The sequence below is a fragment of the Streptomyces sp. NPDC002176 genome, assembly GCF_044903645.1.
Classification (GTDB): domain Bacteria; phylum Actinomycetota; class Actinomycetes; order Streptomycetales; family Streptomycetaceae; genus Streptomyces.
Genome location: NZ_JBJDQW010000001.1, coordinates 1,200,682 through 1,226,855, shown reverse-complemented (window position 1 = coordinate 1,226,855; position 26,174 = coordinate 1,200,682). Strand labels below are relative to the sequence as shown.

Here is a 26,174-nt window from a genome sequence, read left to right as displayed (position 1 = left end):
CGTCACGCGCCGGCCGCCCTTTCCCCGTCTACAGCCGGGTCAGACGGCGTGGCCTCGACCGCCGCCGGGTCAGCCTCGGCTCCCGGGTCGCCGTGCCCGGCTCCAGCGCCAGCACCGCCGCCACCGGATGCTCGTCGTCGTCCGGCCCCGGCGCGGGCGCCGGTACGGCCGCCGCGGCCGGTGCCGCCCGGGTCAGCAGGACCACGCCCCGGGCCGCCAGCAGCGCTCCGCCGAGCGCCAGCAGGATGCCGACGGCGCCGCCGTTCAGGCCCTGGCCGAGCAGGGTCAGACCGATCACCGACGCGGCCAGCGGATTGGCCAGGGTGACCACCGCCAGCGGGGCGCCGAGCCCGCCCCGGTAGGCCGTCTGCGACAGCAGCAGGCCGCCGGTGGCGAACGCGGCCACCAGCACCGCGACCACGATCACCAGCGGGCTCAGCGCGGGCCCGGAGCCCTCGGTGGCCGCCACCGTCGCGGTCTGGGTGAGCGCCGAGGCGACACCCGAGGCGAAGCCGGACGCGGTCGCGTGCCGCAGGCCCGGCCGGGTGCCGGGGCGGCTCAGGGTGCCGATCACGGCGATCGTCGTGGCGGCGACCGCCAGCGCCGAGGGCAGGCTCAGCGCCCGCTCGGGCGCCGGGCCGGAGGCCGCCATCAGCAGCGCGCCCAGCCCGAGCAGGGTCGCCGCCGTACCGCGCCACTCCAGCGCGGTGACCCGGCGTCCGGCCGCCCGCGCGCCGAGCGGCACGGCCGCGACCAGGGTGAGCGCGCCGAGCGGCTGGACCACGGTGAGCGGGCCGTACCGCAGGGCGACGACATGCAGCAGGGCGGCGCCCGCGTTCAGGCCGACCGCCGACCACCAGGCGCCGGTGCTCAGCATCCGCAGCAGGCCCGCGCCCAGGTTCCGGGAGGCGAGGCGCGCCTGCGCGACGGCCGCCGAGGCGTAGGCGACGGCCGATATCAGGGACAGGCCGATGGCGACCAGCAGCGCGCCGCTCATCGGGCCGGTCCCGCGAGCACGGTGTCCTGGGGGAGGAGCAGGGCCTTGGGCGGGGCGGTGTCCGGCGTCCGGTGCGGGGAGTGGACCACCGCGAGCGCGGTGACCAGCAGGGCCGCCGCCACGATCGAGTCCAGCCAGTAGTGGTTCGCCGTGCCCACGATCACCGCCAGGGTGACCAGCGGGTGCAGCAGCCACAGCCAGCGCCAGCGGGACCGGGTGGCGGCGATCAGTCCGACGGCCACCATCAGTGCCCAGCCGAAGTGCAGCGAGGGCATCGCGGCGAACTGGTTGGAGAGGTGGTCGCGGGCGGGCGGCCCGTACACCGAGGGCCCGTAGATCCGGGCCGTGTCCAGCAGGCCGGTGCCGGTCAGCATCCGCGGCGGGGCCAGCGGGAAGGTGAACGTCAGCACCAGCGCCGCGCTCGTCACCAGCGCCAGGACCCGGCGGGCCCAGACGTAGTGGGCGGGGCGGCGCAGATACAGCCAGACCAGGAAGGCGACGGTGGCCGGGAAGTGCACGGTGGCGTAGTAGGTGTTCGCCAGATGGACCAGGGCGTCGCCGTGCAGCAGCGCCGACTGGACGTCCGTCTCGGACGGCAGATGGACGGCGCGCTCCAGATGCCACACCTGGTGGGCGTCGCGGAAGGCGTCCGAGGTGTGGCCGTCGGCGATGCGCCGTCCGAGCTTGTAGACCAAGAAGAGCCCCGCGACGAGCAGGAACTCCCGCAGAAGTGGTGGCCGGACGGTTGAGTCCGGTTCCGCTCCGGCGGGCTCGGATCGGGCGTTCATCCCCCGGCCCCCTTCACTGACGGTGGTGCGTGCTGGGTCCGGACGGCTTCCGAACTCAGCGATACGTTTCCGTACCGATACGCCAGTGTACCGATACGGTCGAGTACCGGTACACTCCCGTATCGGAACAGTGCGACACACTGGGATCGGGCAGCACACGCCGAGCATGAGTGGGCCGGGACGAGTGAGGGGAAGCCAGGTATGACGTCGCAGGCCGCGGACGAACCGGAGACGGTCGTCGCCTCGCGCCGCTCCAAGCTCACGCCGGAGCGCGAGCAGGAGTTCTTCGACGCCGTGCTCGACCAGATCCGCCACTGCGGCTACGAGTCCGTCACCATGGAGGGCGTCGCCGCCAGCACCCGGTGCAGCAAGTCCACGCTCTACCGGCAGTGGAAGACCAAGCCCCAGTTCGTCGCCGCCGCGCTGCGCGCCAGCCGCAAGGTGCGGTTCGCCGGGATCGACACCGGCTCCCTCACCGAGGACCTGCGGCAGGCCGCGCGGGCCGCGGGCGACTGGTCCGGCAAGGACACCCGGCTGCTCCAGTCACTGGGGCACGCCGTCACCGACGACCGGGAACTGGCCGAGGCGCTGCGCGAGGCCCTGGTCCACCCGGAGATCGCCGCGCTCCAGGAGATGCTGGAGCGGGGCGTCGCGCGGGGCGAGGTCCCGGCGGGCCACCCCGCGCTGGAGTACGTCCCGGCGATGATGTTCGGCGTGCTGCGTGTGCGCCCCGTGCTCTGCGGGCAGTACGCCGACGCGGACTACCTGGTCGGGTTCGTGGAGGCCGTCGTGCTTCCCGCCCTCGGCCTGACCCGGAACCCGGCCGAGCAGGCCGACACAGACACCAGGCCGCCGTTCACGGGATGACTGAACGGTGACCTGGTCGCGCCGCACCGTGGGGACGGGGGCGGCGCGTACTCCGGCCGGGCGGGCTTCCCTTTGAGCGGAGGGAAGCCCGCCCGGCCCGTACTTCTCGCGGGGCCTCAGGTGTCGGAAGAGGCCGGGACTCAGACGTCCTGCCCGTTCCCGCCGCCGGACGACACCTTGATGCCCTTGAGGATGTCGTCCAGCACGGCGGTGGACTGCCCCACGTCCAGCCCGAAGCGCACCACCAGCATGCGGCTGGGGTCGGCGGGCGCGGGGAAGGCGGCCGACTCCACGTACCCGTCCGCGCCCTTGCTGGTGACCGCCTTCCAGCGCACCAGATAGCCCTTCTGCCCGGCCACCGTCACCGCCCGCGAGGCCAGCACCTGGTGCGAGGTGATGCCGCCGTAGGAGTTCCCGCCGTACGACTCCTCGGCGTTGGCCGCGACATCGGCCTTGGCGACCGCCTCGGCCGTCTCGCCGCGGGTGCCCAGCGCGCGGGCCGGTGCCGAGTACGCGCCGCCCGCCGTGCAGGTCTTGGAGGTGTCGCCGGGGCACTTGTAGGACTTGTCCGAGGTCACCTGCGCGCCGATGGCGAACGCCTGGCCCGTCCAGCCCTCGGGCACCGGCATGCTGATCCCGTTGACCGGGTCCGGCAGGGTCCCGCCGCCGCGCACCTTGGGCGCCGCCGACCGCTCGGGGGACGGCGACTCCTGCGGATCGTCCGGCCCCTCCTGGCGGCGCTCCTGCCCCAGCCGGGGACGGGAGTCGGCGCGGTCGCCCCCGCCGGAGTCCTTGGCCAGCGCGTACACGCCGACCCCGACGCACGCCAGCACCGCGGCCGCCGCCGCGACGGCTATGCCGGTGCGCAGTGCGCGCCGGGACCCGGCCGGGGGCTTCGCGGGGTACCCCGCGTAGGCGTACGAGGGGTAGGCGGGCGGGGGAGCGGACCGGGCCGCCCCGGACGGCCGGACCTCGGCCGTCCAGGCGTTGCCGTCCCACCAGCGCTCGGTGGGCGGAGCGTCGTGCGTCTGTCCGGGGTCGGGATACCAGCCGGGAGGAGTCACCTGCGTCATGGGCATACCGTATGAGGAGTCGGTGAAAGCCGGATGAGAGCGTCCGCCCCCGAGCGCGCCGACGGCCGGGCGGAAGGAACCCGTCCCGATTCACAGGTTTATCTGATTCCAGGTCAATAAGTGCTTCCCCGAACGGAGTTGACGGGCGACTATGCACAAACCGGCCGGTCGGGCGGGGTGTTCGTCAGCCGGGCCGCGTCCCGGTTCACCCAGCGGGACAACACCTGCCCCCGAGCGGGCGCCAACGGCCCGTCCAGGCGGCTACGCTCGTGGTTCGTACGCTGTTCGGACGACCTGTGGAGGTAACGGGATGACGGAGGGACGGCCACACACGGCCGCCTCGGGCTTCCTGTGGGAACGGGAAGCGGAGATCGCCACCGTCACCGAGGCGATCGAGGTGCTGTGCGCCGACCAGGCGTCCGCCGGCAGCCTCCTCCTCTTCCGCGGCGAGGCCGGACTCGGCAAGACCGCACTGCTCGCCGAGATACGCCGCATCGCCGAACGACGCGGCTGCGTGGTCTGGTCGGCGCGTGCGGGCGAGACCCTGAAGTCCGTCCCGTTCCACGTCCTGCGGCAGCTCCTCCAGCCCGCGCTCGCCGCCCTCACCCCCGACGAGACCCGCGACTACCTCGCCTCCTGGTACGACATCTCCGGCCCCGCCCTCGGCATAGTGGAGCCCGGCGAGGGCAGCCCCGACCCGAGCTACGTGTGCGACGGACTCGTGTACGCGGTGGGCCGACTCGCCGTCCGCTCCTATCCGCTGGTCCTCGTGGTCGACGACGCCCACTGGGCCGACCTGGAGACGCTGCGCTGGCTCGCCGCCCTCGCCCGGCGGCTGGCCGAGCTGCCCGTGCTCGTCGTGGTCGCCCGCAGGCCCGGCGAGGTCCACGGCGAGAGCGCCCGCCTGCTCGACGAGATCGCCGCCGCGGGCCGTCCCGTCAGCAACCTCAGCGCACTCACCCCGCAGGCCACCGCGGGCCTCACCCGCGCCACCGTCGGCCCGCAGGCCGACGACCCGTTCTGCCGCGAGGTATGGGCCGTCACCGGCGGCAACGCCTACGACACCGTGGAACTCCTCGCCAAGGTCCGCGACCGCGAACTCCACCCCGTGGAGGGCCGCGCCGCCGAACTGCGCGACCTCAACCGCTCCGCACGCGGCGGCGGACTCGTCGACCGGCTGAGCGAACTCGGCCTCGAACCCACCAAGTTCGCCTGGGCCGCCGCCATCCTCGGCACCGGCAGCCCCGTCGCGCTCGTCGCCCGGCTCGCCATGCTGGACGCCGACACCGCCACCCGCTGCGCCGAACTGCTCTGCGGTGCCCGCATCCTCGCCGAGGTCGCCCCCGACCCGACCGCGCCCCAACCGCAGGACGTCACCCTGGAGTTCGTGCACCCGCTGATCGCCTCCGCCGTCTACGACTCCATCACGGACGGCATGCGCACCGCCATGCACGGCATCGCCGCGAACATCGTCACCGAGACCGGACGCAGCGCCGCCGAGGCCGCCCGGCATCTGCTGAAGGTGCACCCCGACGGCGACGAGACCCTCGTCGAGCAACTGCGCGAGGCCGCCCGCGAACACCTCGCCGTCGGCGCCCCCGACGCCGCCTGCGCCTGCCTCGAACGCGCCCTCGAAGAACCGCCGTTGCCCCACGTACGGGCCCAGGTGCTGTACGAACTCGGCCGCGCCAGGCTGCTGTCGGCGCCCGCGCTCACCATCGAGCATCTGCGGGACGCCCTCGCCACCACCCCCGGACTCGACAGCGCCCAGCGCGTCGACGCCTCCATCCGGCTCTCCCAGGCCCTGCTCCACAACGACCAGTTGGAGGAGGCCGTCCGCACCGTGGAGGCCGAGGCCAACCGGCACGAGCCAGGACCGGTGCGGATGCGCCTTCAGGCCGTGCAGTTCACCTGGGAGGCCGTCCACGGCGAGACCGTCTCCCCGGAACGCTCGCGGCGCCTGGCCGAACTCGCCGCCACCTGCGCCGGACGCGACAACTCCGAGCGCGCCCTGCTGATCCTGCGCGGCTTCGACGCCATGACCCACGGCGAGAACGCCGAGCAGGTCGTCGAACTGTGCGACCGCGCCCTGGTCAACGGCCGCCTCGCACCCGGCCTCGGCTGGACCGACGACGAGTGGGGCGTCGAACTGCTGATGATGCTCGGCAGCGCCTACGCCCACACCGACCGGCTCGACCGCGCCGAGAGCCTCTTCTCCGAGGCCCTGCGCGCCTACACCCGCTCCGGCTGGCACGGCGGCCACCTCTCCCTGGCCAACGCCTACCTCGGCCTCGCCTACCGCCGCCAGGGCAAGCTGCAGGACGCCGAGGCCGCGCTGCGCGAGGCACTCCGGCTGGCCGAGCGCGTCGGCCGCGGCCTGCCGCTGTACTGGTCGGCGACCTGCGGACTCATCGACACCCTGCTCGCCCGCGGCCACTTCACCCAGGCATGGTCCGTCGCCGAGCAGTACGGCTTCACCCCGCCCTACCCGTCCACCATCGTGCTGCCCGACATCCGCTCCGTCCGCGGACGGCTGCTGCTCGCCGTGGGCCGCACCGAGGAGGGCGTCAACGAACTGGAGGCCGCCGAGAAGGCCGCCGCCTCCCGGGGCGGCCACAACCCGGTCCTCGCCCCGTGGGCCGTCGACCTGGCCAGGGCGCTCGCCGTGCACGACCCGGACCGGGCCCGCGCGCTCCTCACCGACGCCCGCCGCCAGGCCGAGCGGTTCGGCACCGACACCGCCATAGGAGAGGCCCTGCGCTGCGCCGCCGCCCTGGAGACCGGCCCGCGCGCCGAACGCCTCGCCGCCAAGGCCGTCGCCTACCTGGAGGCGTCCCCCTGCCAGTACGAGCACGCCGCCGCCCGCGTCGAACACGGCATCCTCGCCCGCTCACGCGCCGAACTCACCCGCGGTCTCGACCTCGCCCAGGCGTGCGGCGCGGACGGACTCGTGGCCCGCGCGAGCGCGGCACTGGAGGACCTCGGCGGCTGAAGGGGACTCAACGCTCCGGCGCGCCGCCCAGGATCTCCGCCAGGTCGTAGCGCACCGGCTCCTCCAGCTGGGCGAACGTACAGCTCTCCGGGGTGCGGTCCGGGCGCCAGCGGCGGAAGCGGGCGGTGTGCCGGAAGCGGCGGCCGTTCTCCATGTGCTCGTACGCCACCTCCGCGACCCGCTCCGGGCGCAGCGGCACCCAGGACAGGTCCTTCTTGCCCGACCAGCGGCTCGGCGCCCCCGGCAGCCGGGCCGTCTCATGTGCTGACTCCTCCGCCCAGCGCGCCCACGGATGCCCGCTCACGTCGTCCATCAGCAGCGGCGCCAGCTCCTCCACCAGCTCCGCGCGCCGCTTCATCGAGAACGCGGCCGCCACCCCCACGTGCTGGAGCGCGCCCTCGTCGTCGTACAGCCCGAGCAGCAGCGAGCCCACCACCGGGCCGCTCTTGTGCAGGCGGTACCCGGCGACCACCACGTCCGCCGTCCGCTCGTGCTTGACCTTGAACATGGCCCGCTCGTCCTGCAGATAGGGCACGGTGAGCGGCTTGGCGACCACCCCGTCGAGCCCGGCGCCCTCGTACTGCTCGAACCAGCGCTCCGCCTCCGCCGCGTCGGTCGTCGCGGGCGCCAGATGCACCGGCTCCGTCACCCCGGCCAGCGCCCGCTCCAGCAGCGCCCGCCGGTCGGTCAGCGGGACGTCCAGCAGGGCGTGGTCGTCCAGCGCCAGCAGGTCGAAGGCGACGAAGGACGCCGGGGTCCGCTCGGCCAGCGTGCGCACCCGCGAGTCCGCCGGATGGATGCGCTCGGTCAGCGCGTCGAAGTCCAGATGCCCGTCCCGCGCGATCACGATCTCCCCGTCCACCACGCACCGCTCGGGCAACCGCTCCTTCAGCGCCGCCACCAGCTCGGGGAAGTACCTGGTCAGCGGCTTGCCGGTACGGCTGCCCAGCTCGACCTCGTCGCCGTCGCGGAACACGATCGCCCGGAAGCCGTCCCACTTCGCCTCGTAGTGCATGCCCGGCGGGATCTTCGCGACCGCCTTGGCGAGCATCGGCTTCACGGGCGGCATCACCGGCAGGTCCATACGCCGATTCTGCGCGCCCCCACCCGCCGCCGCCCGGTGTGCGGGCCGCGCGGGGTACGCCTACGGTGGCCGCATGGGCGACGCGGTGGAACTTCAGGTGGGCGACCGGACCGTACGGCTGACCCACCCGGAGCGCGTGTTCTTCCCCGCGCACGGCTACACCAAGCTCGACATCGCCCAGTACTACGCGTCGGTCGGCCCCGGCGTCCTGCGCGCCTTGCGCGACCGCCCCACCACCCTCCAGCGCTACCCGGAGGGCCTGGAGGGGGAGTGGTTCTACCAGAAGCGCGCCCCGAAGAACATGCCGTCCTGGATTCCCACCGCCCACATCACCTTCCCCAGTGGCCGCAGCGCCGACGAGATGTGCCCCACCGAGGAGGCGGCCGCGGTGTGGGCCGCCCAGTACGGCACGCTCACCTTCCACCCCTGGCCGGTACGCCGCGACGACGTGGACCACCCCGACGAACTCCGCATCGACCTCGACCCGCAGCCCGGCACCGGCTACGAGGACGCGGTCCGCGCCGCCTTCGAACTCCGGGCGGTCCTGGACGAGTGCGGGGGTCTGCGCGGCTGGCCCAAGACCTCCGGCGGGCGGGGCCTGCACGTCTTCGTGCCCATCGAGCCGCGCTGGACCTTCACCCAGGTACGGCGCGCGGCCATCGCCGTCGGCCGCGAACTGGCCCGCCGGATGCCCGAGCACGTCACGGTGAAGTGGTGGAAGGAGGAACGCGGCGAACGCATCTTCGTCGACTACAACCAGACCGCCCGCGACCGCACCATCGCCTCCGCCTACTCCGTCCGCCCGCTGCCCGACGCCACCGTCTCCGCGCCGCTGCGCTGGGACGAGGTCGCCGACGCCCGGCCCAGGGACTTCGACATCGTCACCATGCCCCGCCGCTTCGCCGAACTCGGCGATGTGCACGCCGACATGGACGACCACGCCTACTCCCTCGACGGCCTGCTGGACCTGGCCCGCCGCGACGAGGCCGAACACGGCCTGGGCGACCTGCCGTATCCGCCGGAGTACCCGAAGATGCCCGGCGAACCCAAGCGCGTACAGCCGAGCCGGGCCCGCAAGGACCAGACGCCGTCCTGATTCCGGTGAGGGCCCCGCGGCTATCCTGATCACAGCCGCCGATGAGGAGCACCGAGTGACCGAGGCAGTGTCGCGTCCCACGCTGGAGGCAGTGGCCGCGCGGGCCGGGGTGTCCCGCGCCACCGTCTCCCGCGTCGTCAACGGCGGCGACGGCGTACGCGACTCCCTCGTCACCCGTGTCCGCCAGGCGGTCGACGAACTCGGCTACGTCCCCAACCAGGCCGCCCGCAGCCTCGTCACCAAGCGGCACGACGCCGTCGCGGTCGTCATCGCCGAACCCGGCACCCGGGTCTTCGCGGACCCCTTCTTCGCCGCCCAGCTGCGCGGCATCAGCAAGGAACTCACCGCCCACGACAATCAGTTGGTCCTGCTGCTCACCGAGGGCCGCGACGACCACGCCCGCGTCGCCCGCTATCTCGCGGGCGGCCATGTCGACGGCGCCCTCGTCTTCTCCCTCCACCTGGACGACCCGCTGCCCGGCCTGATCCGCGACGCGGGCGTCCGCACCGTCTTCGGCGGCCGCCCCGACTGGGACGAGGGCGACACGGGCGGCGCGGTGTACGTCGACAGCGACAACCGGGGCGGCGCCCGCGACGCGGTCCGGCACCTCGTGGGCCTCGGCCGGACCCGGATCGCGCACATCACCGGCGCCCTGGACCAGACCTCCGCGGTGGACCGGCTGGACGGCTACCGCGACGTGATGGGCGACGCCGACCCCCGACTGGTCGTGGAGAGCGACTTCACCCCGGCCGGCGGTGAACACGCCATGCGTGAACTCCTCGCCCGCCGCCCCGACGTCGACGCCGTCTTCGCCGCCAACGACCTCACCGCCCTAGGCGCGCTGCGCGTCCTGCGCGCACACGGCCGACGCGTCCCCGAGGACGTCGCGGTGATCGGCTTCGACGACATGGCCCCCGTCGCCGAACAGACCGACCCCCCACTCACCACGGTCCGCCAGGACATAGAGGAAATGGGCCGCCTCATGGCCCGCCTCCTCCTGACCGGCGGCCCCACGGGCGGTGTGATCCTCCCGACGACGATCGTCCACCGGGCGTCCGCTTAGACGGCCGACGCCAAGGGGGCCCATGTGTCGCCTCGGCCGGTCACCTGCTGACGGGCCAGCCGATGACCTCGTCGAGCTGAAGATCCCGGAGCACGGCGTGGTCCAGCCTGATGCCGGTCGCGTCGGTCAGACCGTGAGGGGGGACGCCGGTGCTGACCCGACCGATTCGCGCGCCGGTCAGGTCCGCGTCCCGGAGGTCGGCCCCGGTCAGATCGCAGCCCGCCAGGGAACTGCCGCGCAGGGAGGCGCCGCGCAGGTCGGCCCCGCGGAGATCGCACAGCTTGAAGTGGCAGCCGTCCAGGGTGGAGTGACGCAGATCCGCGCCGCGGAACGAGCACCGGGTGAACCACAGCTGCGGCAGGGACACCGACGCGAGACGCTCACCGTCGAAGGACCGCCTCCGCAGTGCCGCGTTCCGGTGGTACGACGCGAGGTCATCCCTGGCGGTCACCGCTCGGTCCGCGCGGACGTCGTGTCAGCCGACGGCGCGATGTCCTGGCCGCCGCCGGAACCGTCGAGGTAGCGGTGCAGCACGGCGGCCTCCGTGCGGAGTCGGGTGGCTCGCTCCGTGTGTGCGGGTGCGGTCAACCGGGCTGCCACCTCCAGCCGTTCGGCGGCCTCGGCGCGGACGATGTCCACCACCTCGCGCTCGCTCAGCTCGTGCCGTGCCGCTTCGGTGCTGCCGACGCCGACCGGCGCGTGATCGAGGGCCACGCCCTGGAGCGCCTGCGTGTCGACCGGCGTCGCCTCGGCGTTGTCCAGCGCGGCGAGCGTCGCGCGCAGGGCGCTGATCGCGGCCTTGTCCCGGGCGCGCATCGCTTCGGGCAGGGCTTGACGCATACGGAGGCGCAGAGACATGCCGACGACCTTATGGCCGTACCGCCGCCCCCACAACGCGATATGGGCACGCCCCGCGCACGCGCGCTAGGCGTCCTGCGCCGGGTCGCCCTTGATCACCGCGAACTCGTACCCGTGCGGGTCGGCGAGGCGGGCCAGGCGGCCCACGCCGGGGACGCTGGTCGCGGGCAGGCGTACCGAGCCGCCGAGTTCCTCCGCCCGGGCCACCACGGCATCGGTGTCGGCGGCGCCGAAATAGGGGAGCCAGGAGGGGGTGGTGTCGAAGGTGGGGACGATGCCGCCGAACGTCGCCGCCTCGTCGGCGCCGCCGGGGTACAGCGAGGTGTAGACGCCGCCGGGGAAGTCCACGCCGGAGGTCTCCACGCCGAGCACCCGGTGGTAGAAGGCGGCCGCCGCCGCCACGTCCGGGGTGTGCAGCTCGACCCAGCACAGGGCACCCGGCTCGGTCGCCGCGGCCAGGCCCTCGACCGGGTCCGGCTGCCAGACCCGGAACGCCGCCCCGGCCGGGTCCTTCAGGCCCGCCACGCGGCCGAGTCCCAGCAGCTCCGTCGGCCAGAACACCACCTTGCCGTGCGCCACCCCGGCCGCCTCCGCGGTGCCCAGCGCGTCCGCGCAGCGGAAGTACACCGTCCAGCCCGCCCGGCCCCGCTCCGGGTCGAGTGCCATCGCGCCCGCGGCCGTACGGCCGTCGAGCTGGAGGAGGACGTAGCCGCCCGTCTCATGGCCCGCCGGGACGGCCTGCCAGCCGAAGAGGCCGCCGTAGAACGCGAGGCTCGCCGCCAGGTCGGGGGAGCCGAGGTCGATCCAGTTCGCAGCGCCGTCGGGGAAACGGGTGGTGAGCATGCGCGCCCTCCTCGGGGACCGTCGGCCGTGCCGTCCTGGCATCGACGAGTCTGGCACCGGGCGGGGAGGATCACCTCCGCGCGCCGCCGTGCGCGGGCGTGTCCGGGCGGAGGATCATCGGGACGGCCCACGAGGAGGGTACCCGGAGCGCTTGTTGACACGGCGTTGATCAAACGTTTTTCGGCGCGCGGCACGATCGTGGCCATGCACATCGAGACGATCACACCGGCCGATTCCGCCTGGCAGGGGCAGGCCCTGTGCGCGCAGACCGGGGCGGACTTCTTCTTCCCCGAGCCCGGCAGTTCGGTGCGCGAGGCGAAACGGATCTGCGCGCTGTGCGAGATCCGCCCCGCCTGCCTCGACCACGCCCTCGCCCACGACGAACGCTTCGGCGTCTGGGGCGGCCTGTCCGAACGCGAACGGCTCGCCCTGCGCCGCGAGGCCCGCTGAAGCACGGGCTCGTACGGCCCTTGCCTCAGCCCGCCGCGCGCGCCGCCATGCGCGCCTTGCGGGCCGCGAGGCGCTCGTCGAACTTGGCGGCCTCCGAGTCCAGCCCGCCCATGAACACGCCCAGCTCCTCCTGGGCCTTGAGGCCCTCCGGGCCGAGGCCGTCGATCTCCATGACCTTCAGGAAGCGCAGCACCGGCTGGAGCACGTCGTCGTGGTGGATACGGAGGTTGTAGACCTCCCCTATGGCCATCTGCGCGGCGGCGCGCTCGAAGCCGGGGATGCCGTGGCCCGGCATGCGGAAGTCGACCACGACATCGCGGACCGCCTGCATGGTCAGGTCGGGCGCGAGCTCGAACGCGGCCTTCAGCAGGTTCCGGTAGAAGACCATGTGCAGGTTCTCGTCGGTGGCGATGCGGGCCAGCATGCGGTCGCACACCGGGTCGCCCGACTGGTGGCCGGTGTTGCGGTGCGAGATCCGGGTGGCCAGCTCCTGGAAGGCGACGTAGGCGATCGAGTGCAGCATCGAGTGCCGGTTGTCGGACTCGAAGCCCTCGCTCATGTGCGACATCCGGAACCGCTCCAGCGCGTCCGGGTCGACGGCGCGCGAGGTCAGCAGGTAGTCGCGCATCACGATGCCGTGGCGGCCCTCCTCGGCGGTCCAGCGGTGCACCCAGGTGCCCCAGGCGCCGTCGCGGCCGAAGAGCGAGGCGATCTCGTGGTGGTAGCTCGGCAGGTTGTCCTCGGTCAGCAGGTTGACGACCAGCGCGACCCGCCCGATGTCGGTGACCTTGGACTGCTCCTTGCCCCACGCCTCGCCGTCCTCGAAGAGACCGGGGAAGTTACGCCCGTCGCTCCACGGCACGTACTCGTGTGGCATCCAGTCCTTGGCGACCTTCAGATGCCGGTTCAGCTCGTTCTCGACCACTTCTTCCAGCGCGAACAGCAGTCGCGCGTCGGTCCAGGCGGCGGACGGGCTGCCGAGGTGCGGGGAGGTGAGCGTCACGGGGGTACTCCAAAAAACAGCCGAGCAGAAAAGGGAGATTCATCGACATGTCCACCCAGAAGGGCGGTGCCGTGAACCTACGGCTTCGTAGCCTACGTGTCCGTAGGTTACGAAGCCGTAGGTTAAGGCGGGCGTAAGGACCGCCGACCAGGTCAGGCCCCGCTCGGCTGGCCGATCTCCTCCCGTGTCGCGTCCCGCAGCACCCCGTCGGCCACCAGCAGCCAGCGGGTGATCCCGATGGAGTCCAGGAACGGCAGGTCGTGCCCGGCGACGATGAGCGCGCCCTCGTACGACTCCAGCGCCGAGGTCAGCTGGCGCACGCTCGCCATGTCCAGGTTGTTGGTCGGCTCGTCCAGCAGCAGGAGTTGCGGAGCGGGTTCGGCCAGCAGCAGCGCGGCCAGCGCCGCCCGGAACCGCTCGCCGCCGGACAGGGTGCCCGCGGGCTGGTCGGCCCGCTTGCCCCGGAACAGGAAGCGGGCCAGGCGCGCCCGGACACGGTTGGGGGTGGCGCCCGGCGCGAACCGGGCCACGTTCTCCGCGACCGTCGCCTCGTCGTCCAGCACGTCCAGCCGCTGGGGGAGGAAGCGTAGCGGCACATGGGCCTCGGCCAGCCCGGCAACCGGAGGCAGCTCCCCGGCGATCGTCCGCAACAGGGTCGTCTTCCCGGCGCCGTTGCGCCCGACGAGCGCGATCCGCTCCGGGCCGCGCAGGTCCAACAGGCCCTCCACGCAAGGCCCGTGGACCGTCTGGAGCTTCTCCAGCGTGAGCACCTGCCTGCCCGGCGGCACCGCGGTGTACGGCAGGTCGACGCGGATCTCGTCGTCGTCCCGGACCGCCTCCACCGCCTCGTCCAGCCGCTCCCGGGCCTCCGCGAGCCGCTCCTCGTGCAGGATGCGGTGTTTGCCCGCGGACTCCTGGGCGGCGCGTTTGCGGGCGCCCATCACGATCTTCGGCTCGCGCTTGGAGTCGTACATCTTCTGCCCGTACCGCTTGCGGCGGGCCAGCTTCATATGGGCGTCGGTCAGCTCCCTGCGCTGTTTGCGGACGTCGGCCTCGGCCGCGCGGACCGTCCGTTCGGCCGCCTCCTGTTCGACGGCGAGGGCCTCCTCGTAGGCGGAGTAGTTGCCGCCGTACCAGGCGACCTCCCCGGCGCGCAGGTCGGCGATCTGGTCGACCAGGTCCAGCAGTCCGCGGTCGTGGCTGACCACGACGAGGACGCCGGGCCAGCCCGCCACGGCCGCGTAGAGCCTGCGGCGGGCGTACAGGTCCAGGTTGTTGGTGGGCTCGTCCAGCAGCAGCACGTCCGGGCGGCGCAGCAGCAGCGCGGCCAGCCGGAGCAGCACCGACTCGCCGCCGGAGACCTCGCCGACCGTGCGGTCCAGGCCGATGTGGCCGAGGCCGAGTTCGCCGAGGGTGACGAGGGCGCGCTCCTCCACGTCCCAGTCCTCGTCGAGGGTCTCGAAGTGCTCCTCCGCGGCGTCGCCCGCCTCGATGGCGTGCAGCGCGGCCCGCTTGGCGGCGATGCCGAGGGCCTGGTCGACGCGGAGGGCGGTGTCGAGGGTGACGTTCTGGGGGAGCAGGCCGATCTCGCCGGACACCCGGATGGTGCCGTCGGCCGGGACGAGCGCGCCGGAGAGCAGCTTCAGCAGGGTGGACTTGCCCGAGCCGTTGGCGCCGACCAGGCCGGTGCGGCCGGGGCCGAAGGAGATGTCGAGGCCGTCCAGGACGGGGGTGCCGTCGGGCCAGGCGAAGGTCAGGGAGGTGGCGGAGAGCGAAGTGGCGGGTGATGACATACGGGCCTCACGGTTGCCGGGTGCGGTCTGGTCGGGGGAGCTGACGAGACACCGCGGGGCGGAAACCGGAAGCCTGGAGACACCGGGCCTGGGAAAAAGGGGGCCTGTGTCTGAGGGACGGCTCGTACGCCGAGGTCGAACGCCACGCACACCTCACCGGTGTGAACGCGATGTCTCATGACCTCAGACGAGCAACGTCCTTCTCCTATCGACGGCAACAGAACCGCTGTACACGCTACGAACGGCTGTGAAGCCTGTCAACGCGATTAACGCGGGAGCGGAAGGAGACCACGCCCGCTCAGCCGGAGTCCCGCATCAGCTCGGCCAGGCCGTGGTCCAGATCGACCTGAAGGTGCTCCAGCCCCACCGGCACCAGCTCGCCTGCCGCCCGCAGGAAGCGCCGGATCTCCCCGGAGCGCACATGCACCACCGCGGTGCCCTCCGGCGCGTGGAACTCCAGCACCGTCCGGTCGTAGCCGTACGGCCGCACGCGGACGTCCCCCTGCCCCTGCGGCTCGTGCAGCCCGGCGGAGAGCAGCTCGCGGGAGAAGGTCCAGCACACCTCCACGCCCGCCAGGGTGGCCGGGGCGGGGAAGGTCATCCGGACGGCGTACGGGTCGCGCGGGTCGTAGTGCAGGGCGGCGGGAATGCTCGGCATGCGCGGTGCAGCGGCGACGAGTCGCGCCTCCACGATCGCCTCGATCACGGTGGACAAAGCCTGTGCTCCCTCGGGACGGCTGGACATTGCCTGCGCGGGTCGCGGCCCGACACCGGGAGAGACGACGGAAGCCTCCGTTCCGTGCACACCCGACGGGAGTGACCTCGGTCACGATCGCGGGGTGCGAAACGGGCTCGAATCCGGGTACTCGACCCCGTACCGGACAGCCTGCGAAGGCCCTGAGGAGGGAGCGATCATGCCAGCCGGTTCCAGCCCCAAGCGTGAGCGGCAGTACGAGCACATCAAGGACAGCCAGCTGGAGCGGGGTGCGAGCGAGGACCGCGCCGAGGAGATCGCCGCGCGCACCGTCAACAAGGAACGCGCCCGCGCGGGAGAGTCCAGGACCGCCAGCCGTACCTCGACCGAGGACATCTCCTCCGGACGGCGCGGCGGGCTGCGCTCGGGGAAGGGTCCGCAGGGTCCGACCTACGACCAGCTGTACAACCAGGCGAGGCAGCGCGGCATCCACGGCCGCTCCGACATGAACAAGGAGCAGCTCCGGCGCGCGCTGGACGAGAAGAAGTGAGCCGGGGCGGGCTCAGCCCGCGCTCTGCCGGTACCGCGCCAGCTCGGGCGCCGTCTTCGTGGCGGTGAACTCGGTGACGCGGTACTCGCACACCCCGGCCGTGACGAACGGGTCCGCCGCGACGACCGCCTCGATCTCCGCCCGGCTGTCCGCGACGGCCAGGATCACCCCGCCGTCGCGGGGGTTCTTGCGGCCGGAGGCCAGGAACAGCCCCTTGTCGTACTGCTCGTCCAGCCAGGCCACATGAGCGGTCAGGGCGGCGTCGACGGCGTCGAGCGGGGCGGTGTACGTCAGCTCCAGTACGAACATGATCGCGAGCCTACCCGTATCGTCGGGGCCATCATGATCACCGCACAGGTTCCCGCCGACTGGCCCGCCACGGAGGCGGAGGCCCGCGCCGTCCAGGACGCGCTGCGCGGGCGAGTAGTCCGCGACGAGTCCGGCCCGTCGCCCGGCACCGGCCACGTCACCGGCGTCGACGTGGCCTACGACGACGCACGCGACCTGGTCGCGGCGGCGGCCGTCGTCCTGGACGCGGCGACCCTGGAGACGGTCGCGGAGTCGACGGCCGTGGGCCGCGTCGCCTTCCCCTACGTCCCCGGCCTGCTCGCCTTCCGTGAGCTGCCCGCCGTGCGCGCGGCGCTGGCTGCGCTGCCCTGTCCGCCCGGCCTGGTCGTCTGCGACGGCTACGGCCTGGCCCACCCCCGCCGCTTCGGCCTCGCCAGCCACCTGGGCGTCCTGACCGGCCTGCCCACGCTGGGCGTCGCCAAGAACCCCTTCACCTTCACCCACCCCGACCCGTCCCCGGCCCGCGGCAGCACCGCCCCGCTGCTCGCGGAGGAGGGCGAGGAGGTGGGCGCGGCGCTGCGCACCCGGAGCGGGGTGAAGCCGGTCTACGTCTCGGTGGGCCACCGCATCACCCTCGACAACGCCCTCGCCCACACCCTCGCCCTGACCCCGCGCTACCGCCTCCCGGAGACGACCCGCCGAGCGGACGCGCTGTGCCGCCGGGCACTGCGGGAGGCGACGCAGACCTAGACGCTCCGCTCCGCCACCACCCGGAACCCGATCCCCGCGGCCTGGAGCCGCTCCAACAGCGCGTCGCCCATCGCGGTCGTCGGGGTCAGCTGGCCGGAGCGGTCCGGGAGGTCGTCCGTCGCGAGGGACAGGGCCGCCTCCGCGAACATCTTCGCGGTCTCCCCGTAGCCGGGGTCGCCGCCCGTGACCTCGGTGAAGACGCGCCGCCCGCCGCCCTCGCCGACGAAGCGGATACGGAACCAGCTCCGGGCGCGCTTCTCGGCGTCCGGGCCCTCGCCGGGCTGGAGCCGACCGGAGAGCCAGGAGCGGACCGGGGCGAGCCGGGCCGCCACCGCGAGGAGGCCGACGCCCGCCACCCCGGCCGCCGCGACCGGGAGGTGCTCGACCGCCGCGTAGTGGCGGTAGCGGAAGTCGGGGCCGTAGCGGTCCAGGGACCTGGCGGAGCGGGACACGATCTGCGGGTCGATGGTGGGCAGCGGCAGCGCCCAGGCGCCGACCTCCCCGGCGAACCGGGGCGCGCCCGCCGGGGCGGAGACCCGGCGGTCCATCAGACGCGGCTCGTGCCGGGCCCGGTCGCGGGCGGCCGCCCACATGCTCCCGGGCCGCGCGAACTGGTTCAGCGCCGAGGCGAGCGTGCCCCCGGAGAAGGTGGCGTCCACCGTGACGAACCCGTCCACCCGCAGCGGCACCCCCTCGGGCAGCTGCCGCACCGTGAAATAGGCGCCCAGGTCGTGCGGTACGGAGTCGAAACCGCAGGCGTGCACCAGCCGGGCGCCGGTCTCGCGGGCGCGGGCGTCGTGGCGGATGAACATCAGGTCCACGAACTCGGGCTCGCCGGTGAGGTCGAGGTAGTCCGTGCCGCTGTCGGCGCAGGCGGCGACCAGTTCCTCGCCGTAGGTGATGTACGGGCCGACGGTCGAGGCGATCACGCGGGCCTGGTCCGCGAGCGCGCGCAGGGTGGCGGGCTCGCCGACGTCGGCGCGGAGCACTCCGATGGCCGAGCCGCCGGGCAGCCGGTCGCGCAGTGCCGCCAGCTTGCCGGGGTCCCGGCCCGCGACGGCCCAGCGCAGGCCCTCGGGAGCGTGCTCGGCGAGATACTCCGCCGTCAGCGTGCCGACGAAGCCGGTGGCGCCGAACAGCACGATGTCGTAGGGGCGGTCCGTCGTTTTCAGCCTGCTCATGACACTCCTTGCCCATGCAGCCCGCGCAGCTGTCGGGGGCCGAGGCTAGCGTGAACGGTGCGGGACCCGAAGGGCGCCCCGTGCGGTGGGCCCTGGGGAATCGGGGCGCACCGGGGCACTTCGCTAAGCGCCCGCTCGTTCAGGTCTTGTGCCCGGTGGACGGTGTTCCTAGCATCACCGGTGTTACATCGTTTGTGTCATACGCGCTTGGGGGCATGACGGCATGACGACGGCAACGACGCCGCAACAGGGCCCGCTCGGCAGGGTACGGGTGGTCGAGCTGGCCGGGATCGGCCCCGGCCCCTTCGCCGCGATGCTGCTCGCCGACCTGGGCGCCGACGTGGTCCGGGTGGACCGCCCCGACGGCCCCGGCCTCGGCATCGACCCCGCGCGCGACGTCACCAACCGCAACAAGCGCTCCGTCGTGGTCGACCTCAAGGCCCCGGACGGCCCCGCGCGCGTGCTCGACCTCGCCGAGCGCGCCGACATCCTCATCGAGGGCTATCGCCCCGGCGTCGCCGAGCGCCTCGGCGTCGGCCCCGCCGACTGCCACGCCCGCAACCCCCGTCTGGTCTACGGCCGGATGACCGGCTGGGGCCAGGACGGCCCGCTCGCCGACCGCGCCGGGCACGACGCCTCCTACATCGCCGTCACCGGCACCCTCGGCATGATCGGCCGCCCCGGCGAACCCCCGGCCCTGCCCGCCAACCTCCTCGGGGACTACGCGGGCGGCTCCCTCTACCTCGTCGTCGGCGTCCTAGCCGCCCTGCACCACGCCCGCGCCACCGGCACCGGCCAGGTGGTGGACGCCGCCATCGTGGACGGCACCGCCCACCTCTCCGCCATGATCCACGGCATGCTCGCCGCGGGCGCCTGGCAGGACCGCCGCGCCGCCAACCTGCTGGACGGCGGCTGCCCCTACTACGGCACCTACGAGACCGCCGACGGGAAGTACATGGCGGTCGGCGCCCTGGAACCCCGGTTCTACGCCGAGTTCCTCCGCCTCCTCGACCTCGACGGCCTGGCCGACGCCCACCACGACCCGGCCCGCTGGCCCGAGCTGCGCGAGCGGGTCGCCGCCCGCTTCAAGTCCGGTACCCGCGCCGAGTGGACGGCCCGTTTCGAAGGCACTGACGCCTGCGTGGCCCCCGTACTGAGCCTGCGCGAGGCCCCGCACCACCCCCACCTGGCCGCCCGCGCCACCTTCACCGAGCACGACGGGCTGGTCCAGCCCGCCCCCGCCCCGCGCTTCTCCGCCACCCCCACCCGCGTCCGCACCGGCCCCGCCCTGCCCGGCACCGGCGCCGAGGACGTGGCCCGCGACTGGGACCTCCCGCAAGCCACCGGCTGACCGCCCCGCCCACCCTCCCGAAAGGCACACCAGTGACCACCGAAGCGTTCGTGTACGACGCGATCCGCACCCCGCGCGGCCGAGGTAAGGCCAACGGCGCGCTGCACGGCACCAAGCCGATCGACCTGGTCGTCGGCCTGATCCACGAGATCCGCGCCCGCTTCCCCGGCCTGGACCCGGCCGCCATCGACGACATCGTGCTCGGCGTCGTCGGCCCCGTCGGCGACCAGGGCTCCGACATCGCCCGCATCGCCGCCGTCGCCGCGGGCCTCCCGGACACCGTGGCGGGCGTACAGGAGAACCGCTTCTGCGCCTCGGGCCTGGAGGCCGTCAACACGGCCGCCGCCAAGGTCCGCTCCGGCTGGGAGGACCTGGTGCTGGCGGGCGGTGTCGAGTCGATGTCGCGGGTGCCGATGGCCTCGGACGGCGGCGCCTGGTTCAACGACCCGATGACCAACCTCGCCACCAACTTCGTCCCGCAGGGCATCGGCGCCGACCTCATCGCCACCATCGAGGGCTTCAGCCGCCGCGACGTCGACGAGTACGCGGCCCTGTCCCAGGAGCGCGCCGCCGACGCGATCAAGGGAGGCCGCTTCGAGCGCTCGGTGGTCGCCGTCAGGGACCGCGCGGGTCTCACCGTCCTCGACCACGACGAGTTCCCCCGCCCCGGCACCACCGCCGACTCCCTCGCCGGTCTCAAGCCGTCCTTCGCCGACATCGGCGAGCTGGGCGGGTTCGACGCGGTCGCGCTGCAGAAGTACCACTGGGTGGAGAAGATCGACCACGTCCACCACGCGGGCAACTCCTCCGGCATCGTGGACGGCGCCTCCCTGGTCGCCATCGGCTCCCGCGAGGTGGGGGAGCGGTACGGGCTCACCCCCCGCGCCCGGATCGTCTCCGCCGCCGTCTCCGGCTCCGAGCCCACCATCATGCTCACCGGCCCCGCCCCCGCCACCCGCAAGGCGCTCGCCAAGGCCGGGCTGACCATCGACGACATCGACCTGGTCGAGATCAACGAGGCGTTCGCCGCCGTCGTCCTGCGCTTCGTCAAGGACATGGGCCTGTCCCTGGACAAGGTCAACGTCAACGGCGGCGCCATCGCCCTCGGCCACCCCCTCGGCGCCACCGGCGCGATGATCCTCGGCACCCTCGTGGACGAACTGGAGCGCCAGGACAAGCGGTACGGCCTGGCCACGCTGTGCGTCGGCGGCGGCATGGGCATCGCCACGATCATCGAACGCGTCTGAACTCCCAGCGGAATCAACGCAATCAGCGGAATCAGCGGAATCAGCGGGACCAAGCGACTTCTACGGAGACGACTGTCATGACCGAGAGCACCACCATCCGCTGGGAACAGGACGACACCGGTGTCGTCACCCTCGTCCTGGACGACCCGGGCCAGTCCGCGAACACCATGAACCAGGCGTTCCGCGAGTCCCTCGCCGTGATCACCGACCGGCTGGAGGCCGAGAAGGACTCGATCCGGGGCATCATCTTCACCTCCGCCAAGAAGACCTTCTTCGCGGGCGGCGACCTGCGCGACCTGATCCGGGTCACCCCCGACACCGCCCAGGACCTCTTCGACGGCGGCCTCGCCATCAAGCGCAACCTGCGCCGCATCGAGACCCTCGGCGTGCCCGTGGTCGCCGCGATCAACGGCGCGGCCCTCGGCGGCGGCTTCGAGATCGCCCTCGCCTGCCACCACCGCATCGCGCTGGACGCCCCCGGCTCCCGCATCGGCTGCCCCGAGGTCACCCTCGGCCTGCTCCCCGGCGGTGGCGGCGTCGCCCGTACCGTCCGGCTGCTCGGCATCACCGACGCGCTGCTGAAGGTCCTGCTCCAGGGCACCCAGTACAACCCGCGCCGCGCTCTGGACAACGGGCTCGTGCACGAGGTGGCGGAGACGCCGGAGGAGCTGACCGCGAAGGCCCGCGCCTTCATCGACGCCAACCCGGAGTCCAAGCAGCCCTGGGACCAGCCCGGTTACCGCATCCCGGGCGGCACCCCGGCCAACCCGAAGTTCGCCGCCAACCTGCCCGCCTTCCCGGCCTCCCTGCGCAAGCAGACCAACGGCGCGCCCTACCCGGCGCCGCGCAACATCCTGGCCGCCGCGGTCGAGGGCGCCCAGGTCGACTTCGAGACCGCGCAGGTCATCGAGGCGCGGTACTTCGTGGAACTGGCGGCCGGGCAGACCGCGAAGAACATGATCCAGGCGTTCTTCTTCGACCTCCAGGCCGTCAACTCCGGCCTCAGCCGCCCCCAGGGCATCGAACCGCGCAAGGTCCGCAAGGTCGCCGTGCTCGGCGCGGGCATGATGGGCGCGGGCATCGCCTACTCCTGCGCCCGCGCGGGGATCGAGGTCGTCCTCAAGGACGTCTCGCTGGAGGCGGCCGCCAAGGGCAAGGGCTACTCCGAGAAGCTGTGCGCCAAGGCCGTCGCCAAGGGCCGCACCAGCCAGGAGAAGGCCGACGCCCTGCTGGCCCGGATCACCCCGGCCGCCGACGCGGCGGCCCTCGCGGGCTGCGACGCGGTGATCGAGGCGGTCTTCGAGGACACGTCGCTCAAGCACAAGGTGTTCCAGGAGATCCAGTCCGTCGTCGAGCCCGACGCGCTGCTCTGCTCCAACACCTCCACGCTGCCCATCACCGCGCTGGCCGAGGGCGTCGAGCGCCAGGGCGACTTCATCGGGCTGCACTTCTTCTCGCCGGTCGACAAGATGCCGCTGGTCGAGATCATCAAGGGCGAGCGCACGGGCGACGAGGCGCTGGCCCGCGCGTTCGACCTGGTCCGCCAGATCAACAAGACCCCCATCGTCGTCAACGACTCCCGCGGTTTCTTCACCTCACGGGTGATCGGCCACTTCATCAACGAGGGCGTCGCGATGGTCGGCGAGGGCATCGAACCGGCCTCGGTGGAGCAGGCGGCAGCCCAGGCGGGCTACCCGGCCAAGGTCCTCTCCCTGATGGACGAACTCACCCTCACCCTCCCGCGCAAGATCCGCGCGGAGACCCGGCGGGCCGTGGAGGAGGCGGGCGGCACCTGGACCCCGCACCCCGCCGACGAGGTCGTGGACCGCCTGGTCGACGAGTTCGACCGCCCCGGCCGCAGCGGCGGCGCAGGCTTCTACGACTACGAGGACGGCAAGCGCGCCGCCCTCTGGCCGGGCCTCCGCGAACACTTCACCAAGCCGGGCCACGAGATCCCCTTCCGGGACATGCAGGAACGCATGCTCTTCTCGGAGGCCCTCGACACCGTCCGCCTCCTGGAGGAAGGCGTCCTCACCTCCATCGCCGACGCCAACATCGGCTCCATCCTCGGCATCGGCTTCCCCGGCTGGACCGGCGGCGTCCTCCAGTACATCAACGGCTACGAGGACGGGCTGCCGGGCTTCGTAGCGCGCTCGCGGGAACTGGCGGAGCGGTACGGCGACCGCTTCACGCCCCCGGTCCTGCTGGTGGAGAAGGCGGAGAAGGGCGAGACCTTCACCGACGCCCGCTGACGTACCGGTACATGTGGGTGCCCCCGGTCCGCCGGGGGCACCGCACGTCCTACGCCGCTCCGGACTGCTCCACCACCAGCTGATCCCCGGCACGAAACCGCTCGGTGCCGCCCTCCTCCCACGTCACGACCACGAACAGGCCGCCCATCGCACCGATGTCGGTCCTCGTCGCCTTGATCGTGCGCCACTGCCCCTCGTAGCCGATCCGGTCCCCGCGGCTGAGGAGTTTCAGCGCGGGGGAAGCGATGTCGACCGCGAGCGAGGGGAGGACGATCCCCACCCCGCCCAGTGCCGCTCTGAGGGACTCCACCGCTGTGAACGGATCGACATCCGGTTTCTTCGTATCCATGAACGGGACGCTAGGACTGGGGTGTTGGTGGGCGGTATGCTGTTTCTCGATTTTTCTCAGGTGCTGGCTTGCTTAGCTCGCTTTTTCGCATGAAGGTAGTCCGAACCCGTGGTGGTGCGACCCTCACCGGTTGATGCTGGGGTGATCAGCCCCGGCGGAAGGAACTGGTCATGGCGCGACGACTGCGGTTCAACGGGACGGGCAGCGGCGAAGGTGGCTGCCCGGCGATTCATGAAGACCTGGACACGGGCGAGGTCATCGTGCACGGACCGCGCCTCACCGACCCCGAGGCCCTCGCCCAACTCCAGCACATCAACGAGGACGAGGTGCCGATCGTGGTGCCCCGCAACACCCTGATCGACTTCGGCCCGAAAGACCGTGACGCCGAACCGCGCATTCTCACCCCCGAGCAGTTCGCCCAGCTCTTCGAGAACTTCCAACACAGCGCGTGGCACCTGGAGATGCGCAAGCGCTACGCGGTCGACGAAACCACCGACACCTGGGCCCAGTTCACCAGGGGTGAGGCACCGACGTGGGACCTCGACACCCCATGGAGCCAGGGCATTCGGGCCAAGACGGCGGACGGCGTGTACGTCGGCCGGGTGCGCATCGTGGACAACCCGCCGACCGAGGGGCAGCGTTACCTGCTCGCGCACGCCGAGAAGAACGCCGCCTTGGGCGAGGATGTACGCAACATGTGGCGCGAGGACGCCAAGCGCGTCAACCTGCCGGACGAGGACTTCTGGATCTTCGACTCGCACATCGTCGCCGTGTGCATCTTCGATGATGACGACAACCTGACGGGTGCCGAAATGGTCACGGAACCGGCGCGAGTCAACCAGTACAACCGACTGCGGGACGTGGCCCAGCACCATGCCACCCCGTTCAGGAAGTTCGCGGCCGCGCTGGCCACGAAGGAGGAGTGACGCAGGTGTGTGCCGGTGAGCACTGACTACCAGCAGGCCCGCGAAGCGCTCGGGGTTCGGCTACGGGAGCTTCGGTTGTCCTGTCCTGACGGTCGGCTCACCGGCACGGCTCTGGCCCGTCGGCTCGGCTGGCCCAACTCGAAGGTCTCTAAGCTGGAGCTGGGCAAGCAGACGGCTACCCCGGAGGACTTGCGGCAGTGGGCCGCCGCGTGTGGTCAGGCCGCGTCCTATGACGAGCTGCGGGCCAGACTGGCAGGGTTCGAGTCGCACATCCGCTCATGGCGCAGACAGCTCGTAGGCGGCCACAAGCCCGTGCAGGACGCCCACAACGAGGCACAGGCCGACTCGAAGGTGCTCCGGGCCTGGGAGTCCTCATGGATCGTGGGCGTGCTCCAGACTCCCGACTATGCGCGCGCCGTGCTGACCCGGTCCGCCGAGCTGCACCGGTCGCCGCGCGACGTCGAAGAAGCCGTCCGTGCCCGGATGAAACGCCAGGAACTCCTGTACAGCGGGGGCAGGCAGTACCACGTCATCCTCTGGGAACCGGTCCTGCGCTCGCTGGTCTGCTCGCCCTCGGTCCTGGCGGTCCAGCTCGACCGCCTCACCGGGGTCATCGGCATGGACACCGTGGAACTCGGCATCGTCCCGCTCACCGCGTCCTTGAAGGCCCCACCCGGTCTGGGCTTCTGGATCTACGACGACCGCCAGGTGGTCACGGAGACGTGGCACGCCGAGTTGTGGCTCGACGACGCCGACAGCGTCGCCCTGTACCTCCGGACATGGAAAACCTTGCGTGAGTCCGCCGTGTACGGCCCCGATGCCCAGAACCTCATCAACGCGGCCCGCCACGCCCTGAATGCTCGGTGATGCTTCGGCAACACACGAACTGGCCCTGCAACGACACCACCAGCATGCGAGGGTCCCGTGCCGGTCGACCGGCACGAGACCCCCGCGGGGTGTCACTCCGAACGAGCGGAGGTGCGCGTCATGCGGTAACCCTGCCGGCGCCGCGGGAGTTGGCGAAGCTCACCGCTGCGAGGACGGAACACACTATGAACGCTCCTCCTCTCACCGGGGCGTCGGCCGGGGCGAAAAATGCGGAGTACACGGCGATGGCCGCCTGCGTCGCTCCGAGAAGCAGTAGCCACCCGGCCCCGATTACTGAGGGGATGCGCCTTCGCGCGGAGTCGAACCACAGCAGTACGGCCCCTCCCATGATCAGAATGATCACGCAGACACTCGCGGCGGACCACACGATGCCGGCGGCCGTCGGACCCTCGGGATGATCGACCTCGGCTCCCACGGAACCCAGCTGTGCGACCACGTACTCGACGACCAAGAGGTAGAGCGCCTGGAGCGCGAGGACGGAAGCAGCCGCTCTTCTCACCCACGGAAGGCTCATCGCGGCTGGTTGCCTCTGATGAGGGCGCCTGTGCTCTTCACCCATGTGGTGGAGTCGGCGGTGCGCTCGGAACGCGCTTCGACCTTCTTCCCGCCGAGAACCGCGGCAAGACGCGCCGCCTGGAGGTCTGCTGCCTCGGTGGCGGCGGCGACCTCGCTGCTCGTGCCGCCGAGCGTTGGCTCGCTGTCGGCCGCAAGAGCGGGAACTTGCGATGCCAGCGCCAGGAAAACCGCGAGCGAGCCCGAGATTTTTCCAAGTCTTCTCCGCATAACCCCCC

At 72.4% G+C, this 26,174-nt stretch carries 27 protein-coding genes; 12 read left to right on the top strand and 15 right to left on the bottom strand.

Annotation, left to right across the window (positions count from 1 at the left end):
* Window positions 1-28: 28 nt before the first annotated feature.
* Both ACI2LY_RS05485 and ACI2LY_RS05480 read right to left on the bottom strand, forming a co-directional pair.
* Complete coding sequence (locus tag ACI2LY_RS05485; protein WP_404705988.1) at window positions 29-997, bottom strand: hypothetical protein; 969 nt, start codon at window positions 995-997, stop codon at window positions 29-31.
* Window positions 994-1,785, bottom strand: a complete 792-nt coding sequence (locus tag ACI2LY_RS05480) for a phosphatase PAP2 family protein (RefSeq protein ID WP_404705987.1) — start codon at window positions 1,783-1,785, stop codon at window positions 994-996. The genes ACI2LY_RS05485 and ACI2LY_RS05480 overlap by 4 nt, the downstream gene beginning before the upstream one ends.
* Before the next feature lie 201 nt (window positions 1,786-1,986).
* Here ACI2LY_RS05480 and ACI2LY_RS05475 point away from each other — a divergent pair, with 201 nt between their 5' ends.
* Window positions 1,987-2,652 (top strand): TetR/AcrR family transcriptional regulator C-terminal ligand-binding domain-containing protein, encoded by a 666-nt coding sequence (locus tag ACI2LY_RS05475; RefSeq protein ID WP_404705986.1) that lies wholly within the window; start codon window positions 1,987-1,989, stop codon window positions 2,650-2,652.
* Between the two features lie 140 nt (window positions 2,653-2,792).
* On the opposite strand, the gene ACI2LY_RS05470 is transcribed toward ACI2LY_RS05475, so the two are convergent.
* Window positions 2,793-3,725, bottom strand: coding sequence for a DUF2510 domain-containing protein (locus ACI2LY_RS05470; RefSeq protein WP_404705985.1), 933 nt, complete (start codon window positions 3,723-3,725; stop codon window positions 2,793-2,795).
* A 310-nt stretch (window positions 3,726-4,035) separates the two neighbouring features.
* Here ACI2LY_RS05470 and ACI2LY_RS05465 point away from each other — a divergent pair, with 310 nt between their 5' ends.
* Window positions 4,036-6,717, top strand: coding sequence for an ATP-binding protein (locus ACI2LY_RS05465; RefSeq protein ID WP_404705984.1), 2,682 nt, complete (start codon window positions 4,036-4,038; stop codon window positions 6,715-6,717).
* 7 nt (window positions 6,718-6,724) lie between these two features.
* On the opposite strand, the gene ACI2LY_RS05460 is transcribed toward ACI2LY_RS05465, so the two are convergent.
* Window positions 6,725-7,801, bottom strand: coding sequence for an ATP-dependent DNA ligase (locus ACI2LY_RS05460; protein ID WP_404705983.1), 1,077 nt, complete (start codon window positions 7,799-7,801; stop codon window positions 6,725-6,727).
* Between the two features lie 73 nt (window positions 7,802-7,874).
* On the opposite strand from ACI2LY_RS05460, the gene ligD reads away from it, so the two are divergent.
* Together ligD and ACI2LY_RS05450 are read left to right on the top strand one after the other, a co-directional pair.
* Window positions 7,875-8,897 carry a non-homologous end-joining DNA ligase gene (ligD, locus tag ACI2LY_RS05455; protein WP_404705982.1) on the top strand — a complete coding sequence of 341 codons (1,023 nt, stop codon included), beginning with the start codon at window positions 7,875-7,877 and terminating at the stop codon, window positions 8,895-8,897.
* A 55-nt stretch (window positions 8,898-8,952) separates the two neighbouring features.
* Window positions 8,953-9,960 (top strand): LacI family DNA-binding transcriptional regulator, encoded by a 1,008-nt coding sequence (locus tag ACI2LY_RS05450; protein WP_393911531.1) that lies wholly within the window; start codon window positions 8,953-8,955, stop codon window positions 9,958-9,960.
* 40 nt (window positions 9,961-10,000) lie between these two features.
* Here ACI2LY_RS05450 and ACI2LY_RS05445 read toward each other — a convergent pair whose 3' ends face one another.
* The 3 genes from ACI2LY_RS05445 to ACI2LY_RS05435 form a co-directional block, all read right to left on the bottom strand.
* Window positions 10,001-10,411 (bottom strand): pentapeptide repeat-containing protein, encoded by a 411-nt coding sequence (locus ACI2LY_RS05445; RefSeq protein ID WP_404705981.1) that lies wholly within the window; start codon window positions 10,409-10,411, stop codon window positions 10,001-10,003.
* Window positions 10,408-10,776 (bottom strand): hypothetical protein, encoded by a 369-nt coding sequence (locus ACI2LY_RS05440; protein WP_404706483.1) that lies wholly within the window; start codon window positions 10,774-10,776, stop codon window positions 10,408-10,410. Before ACI2LY_RS05440 ends, ACI2LY_RS05445 begins: the two co-directional genes overlap by 4 nt.
* A 108-nt stretch (window positions 10,777-10,884) precedes the next feature.
* A complete protein-coding gene (locus ACI2LY_RS05435) occupies window positions 10,885-11,661 on the bottom strand; it encodes a VOC family protein (RefSeq protein ID WP_404705980.1) in 777 nt (258 codons plus the stop codon).
* A gap of 204 nt (window positions 11,662-11,865) precedes the next feature.
* Here ACI2LY_RS05435 and ACI2LY_RS05430 point away from each other — a divergent pair, with 204 nt between their 5' ends.
* Window positions 11,866-12,111: a WhiB family transcriptional regulator gene (locus tag ACI2LY_RS05430; RefSeq protein ID WP_404705979.1), complete on the top strand. Its 246-nt coding sequence runs from the start codon at window positions 11,866-11,868 to the stop codon at window positions 12,109-12,111.
* A gap of 25 nt (window positions 12,112-12,136) precedes the next feature.
* On the opposite strand, the gene ACI2LY_RS05425 is transcribed toward ACI2LY_RS05430, so the two are convergent.
* The 3 genes from ACI2LY_RS05425 to ACI2LY_RS05415 form a co-directional block, all read right to left on the bottom strand.
* Window positions 12,137-13,114, bottom strand: a complete 978-nt coding sequence (locus ACI2LY_RS05425) for an acyl-ACP desaturase (RefSeq protein WP_404705978.1) — start codon at window positions 13,112-13,114, stop codon at window positions 12,137-12,139.
* 152 nt (window positions 13,115-13,266) lie between these two features.
* Window positions 13,267-14,907, bottom strand: a complete 1,641-nt coding sequence (locus ACI2LY_RS05420; RefSeq protein ID WP_404705977.1) for an ABC-F family ATP-binding cassette domain-containing protein — start codon at window positions 14,905-14,907, stop codon at window positions 13,267-13,269.
* Between the two features lie 298 nt (window positions 14,908-15,205).
* Window positions 15,206-15,622, bottom strand: coding sequence for an SsgA family sporulation/cell division regulator (locus tag ACI2LY_RS05415; RefSeq protein ID WP_404705976.1), 417 nt, complete (start codon window positions 15,620-15,622; stop codon window positions 15,206-15,208).
* 199 nt (window positions 15,623-15,821) lie between these two features.
* On the opposite strand from ACI2LY_RS05415, the gene ACI2LY_RS05410 reads away from it, so the two are divergent.
* Window positions 15,822-16,151: a plasmid stabilization protein gene (locus tag ACI2LY_RS05410; protein WP_404705975.1), complete on the top strand. Its 330-nt coding sequence runs from the start codon at window positions 15,822-15,824 to the stop codon at window positions 16,149-16,151.
* 12 nt (window positions 16,152-16,163) lie between these two features.
* On the opposite strand, the gene ACI2LY_RS05405 is transcribed toward ACI2LY_RS05410, so the two are convergent.
* On the bottom strand, window positions 16,164-16,460 hold the full coding sequence (locus ACI2LY_RS05405; protein ID WP_393591773.1) for a YciI family protein: 297 nt from the start codon (window positions 16,458-16,460) through the stop codon (window positions 16,164-16,166).
* 33 nt (window positions 16,461-16,493) lie between these two features.
* On the opposite strand from ACI2LY_RS05405, the gene ACI2LY_RS05400 reads away from it, so the two are divergent.
* Complete coding sequence (locus ACI2LY_RS05400; RefSeq protein WP_404705974.1) at window positions 16,494-17,189, top strand: endonuclease V; 696 nt, start codon at window positions 16,494-16,496, stop codon at window positions 17,187-17,189.
* Here ACI2LY_RS05400 and ACI2LY_RS05395 read toward each other — a convergent pair.
* Complete coding sequence (locus tag ACI2LY_RS05395; RefSeq protein WP_404705973.1) at window positions 17,186-18,370, bottom strand: saccharopine dehydrogenase family protein; 1,185 nt, start codon at window positions 18,368-18,370, stop codon at window positions 17,186-17,188. The two genes, ACI2LY_RS05400 and ACI2LY_RS05395, sit on opposite strands and share 4 nt — an antisense overlap.
* 223 nt (window positions 18,371-18,593) lie before the next feature.
* On the opposite strand from ACI2LY_RS05395, the gene ACI2LY_RS05390 reads away from it, so the two are divergent.
* The 3 genes from ACI2LY_RS05390 (at window position 18,594) to ACI2LY_RS05380 (ending at window position 23,220) form a co-directional block, all read left to right on the top strand.
* Window positions 18,594-19,721 carry a CaiB/BaiF CoA transferase family protein gene (locus tag ACI2LY_RS05390; RefSeq protein ID WP_404705972.1) on the top strand — a complete coding sequence of 376 codons (1,128 nt, stop codon included), beginning with the start codon at window positions 18,594-18,596 and terminating at the stop codon, window positions 19,719-19,721.
* 32 nt (window positions 19,722-19,753) lie between these two features.
* The gene (locus ACI2LY_RS05385; RefSeq protein ID WP_404705971.1) at window positions 19,754-20,968 is read left to right on the top strand and encodes an acetyl-CoA C-acetyltransferase; all 1,215 of its coding nucleotides are present in this window, start codon (window positions 19,754-19,756) and stop codon (window positions 20,966-20,968) included.
* 77 nt (window positions 20,969-21,045) lie between these two features.
* Entirely contained in the window at window positions 21,046-23,220 is a 2,175-nt protein-coding gene (locus ACI2LY_RS05380) for a 3-hydroxyacyl-CoA dehydrogenase NAD-binding domain-containing protein (protein ID WP_404705970.1), read from the top strand.
* Between the two features lie 49 nt (window positions 23,221-23,269).
* On the opposite strand, the gene ACI2LY_RS05375 is transcribed toward ACI2LY_RS05380, so the two are convergent.
* Window positions 23,270-23,467 carry a hypothetical protein gene (locus tag ACI2LY_RS05375; RefSeq protein WP_404706482.1) on the bottom strand — a complete coding sequence of 66 codons (198 nt, stop codon included), beginning with the start codon at window positions 23,465-23,467 and terminating at the stop codon, window positions 23,270-23,272.
* 272 nt (window positions 23,468-23,739) lie between these two features.
* Here ACI2LY_RS05375 and ACI2LY_RS05370 point away from each other — a divergent pair, with 272 nt between their 5' ends.
* A complete protein-coding gene (locus ACI2LY_RS05370; RefSeq protein WP_404705969.1) occupies window positions 23,740-24,495 on the top strand; it encodes a DUF6879 family protein in 756 nt (251 codons plus the stop codon).
* A 15-nt stretch (window positions 24,496-24,510) separates the two neighbouring features.
* Entirely contained in the window at window positions 24,511-25,362 is an 852-nt protein-coding gene (locus tag ACI2LY_RS05365) for a Scr1 family TA system antitoxin-like transcriptional regulator (RefSeq protein WP_404705968.1), read from the top strand.
* A gap of 118 nt (window positions 25,363-25,480) precedes the next feature.
* Here the strand turns inward: ACI2LY_RS05365 and ACI2LY_RS05360 are convergent, their stop codons facing one another.
* A complete protein-coding gene (locus ACI2LY_RS05360; RefSeq protein ID WP_404705967.1) occupies window positions 25,481-25,897 on the bottom strand; it encodes a hypothetical protein in 417 nt (138 codons plus the stop codon).
* Window positions 25,894-26,166 (bottom strand): hypothetical protein, encoded by a 273-nt coding sequence (locus ACI2LY_RS05355; RefSeq protein WP_404705966.1) that lies wholly within the window; start codon window positions 26,164-26,166, stop codon window positions 25,894-25,896. Before ACI2LY_RS05355 ends, ACI2LY_RS05360 begins: the two co-directional genes overlap by 4 nt.
* Between the last annotated feature and the right edge of the window lie 8 nt (window positions 26,167-26,174).

What these genes read in the sequence shown, in the direction of transcription:
- ACI2LY_RS05470 (WP_404705985.1), bottom strand. Translation starts at nt 3,725, where the DNA reads ATGACGCAGGTGACTCCTCCCGGCTGGTATCCCGACCCCGGACAGACG.
- ACI2LY_RS05465 (WP_404705984.1), top strand. Translation starts at nt 4,036, where the DNA reads ATGACGGAGGGACGGCCACACACGGCCGCCTCGGGCTTCCTGTGGGAA.
- ACI2LY_RS05480 (WP_404705987.1), bottom strand. Translation starts at nt 1,785, where the DNA reads ATGAACGCCCGATCCGAGCCCGCCGGAGCGGAACCGGACTCAACCGTC.
- ACI2LY_RS05475 (WP_404705986.1), top strand. Translation starts at nt 1,987, where the DNA reads ATGACGTCGCAGGCCGCGGACGAACCGGAGACGGTCGTCGCCTCGCGC.
- ACI2LY_RS05390 (WP_404705972.1), top strand. Translation starts at nt 18,594, where the DNA reads ATGACGACGGCAACGACGCCGCAACAGGGCCCGCTCGGCAGGGTACGG.
- ACI2LY_RS05460 (WP_404705983.1), bottom strand. Translation starts at nt 7,801, where the DNA reads ATGGACCTGCCGGTGATGCCGCCCGTGAAGCCGATGCTCGCCAAGGCG.
- ACI2LY_RS05370 (WP_404705969.1), top strand. Translation starts at nt 23,740, where the DNA reads ATGGCGCGACGACTGCGGTTCAACGGGACGGGCAGCGGCGAAGGTGGC.
- ACI2LY_RS05360 (WP_404705967.1), bottom strand. Translation starts at nt 25,897, where the DNA reads ATGAGCCTTCCGTGGGTGAGAAGAGCGGCTGCTTCCGTCCTCGCGCTC.
- ACI2LY_RS05400 (WP_404705974.1), top strand. Translation starts at nt 16,494, where the DNA reads ATGATCACCGCACAGGTTCCCGCCGACTGGCCCGCCACGGAGGCGGAG.
- ACI2LY_RS05485 (WP_404705988.1), bottom strand. Translation starts at nt 997, where the DNA reads ATGAGCGGCGCGCTGCTGGTCGCCATCGGCCTGTCCCTGATATCGGCC.
- ACI2LY_RS05430 (WP_404705979.1), top strand. Translation starts at nt 11,866, where the DNA reads ATGCACATCGAGACGATCACACCGGCCGATTCCGCCTGGCAGGGGCAG.
- ACI2LY_RS05410 (WP_404705975.1), top strand. Translation starts at nt 15,822, where the DNA reads ATGCCAGCCGGTTCCAGCCCCAAGCGTGAGCGGCAGTACGAGCACATC.
- ligD (WP_404705982.1), top strand. Translation starts at nt 7,875, where the DNA reads ATGGGCGACGCGGTGGAACTTCAGGTGGGCGACCGGACCGTACGGCTG.
- ACI2LY_RS05380 (WP_404705970.1), top strand. Translation starts at nt 21,046, where the DNA reads ATGACCGAGAGCACCACCATCCGCTGGGAACAGGACGACACCGGTGTC.
- ACI2LY_RS05440 (WP_404706483.1), bottom strand. Translation starts at nt 10,776, where the DNA reads ATGCGCGCCCGGGACAAGGCCGCGATCAGCGCCCTGCGCGCGACGCTC.
- ACI2LY_RS05395 (WP_404705973.1), bottom strand. Translation starts at nt 18,370, where the DNA reads ATGAGCAGGCTGAAAACGACGGACCGCCCCTACGACATCGTGCTGTTC.
- ACI2LY_RS05435 (WP_404705980.1), bottom strand. Translation starts at nt 11,661, where the DNA reads ATGCTCACCACCCGTTTCCCCGACGGCGCTGCGAACTGGATCGACCTC.
- ACI2LY_RS05420 (WP_404705977.1), bottom strand. Translation starts at nt 14,907, where the DNA reads ATGTCATCACCCGCCACTTCGCTCTCCGCCACCTCCCTGACCTTCGCC.
- ACI2LY_RS05355 (WP_404705966.1), bottom strand. Translation starts at nt 26,166, where the DNA reads ATGCGGAGAAGACTTGGAAAAATCTCGGGCTCGCTCGCGGTTTTCCTG.
- ACI2LY_RS05405 (WP_393591773.1), bottom strand. Translation starts at nt 16,460, where the DNA reads ATGTTCGTACTGGAGCTGACGTACACCGCCCCGCTCGACGCCGTCGAC.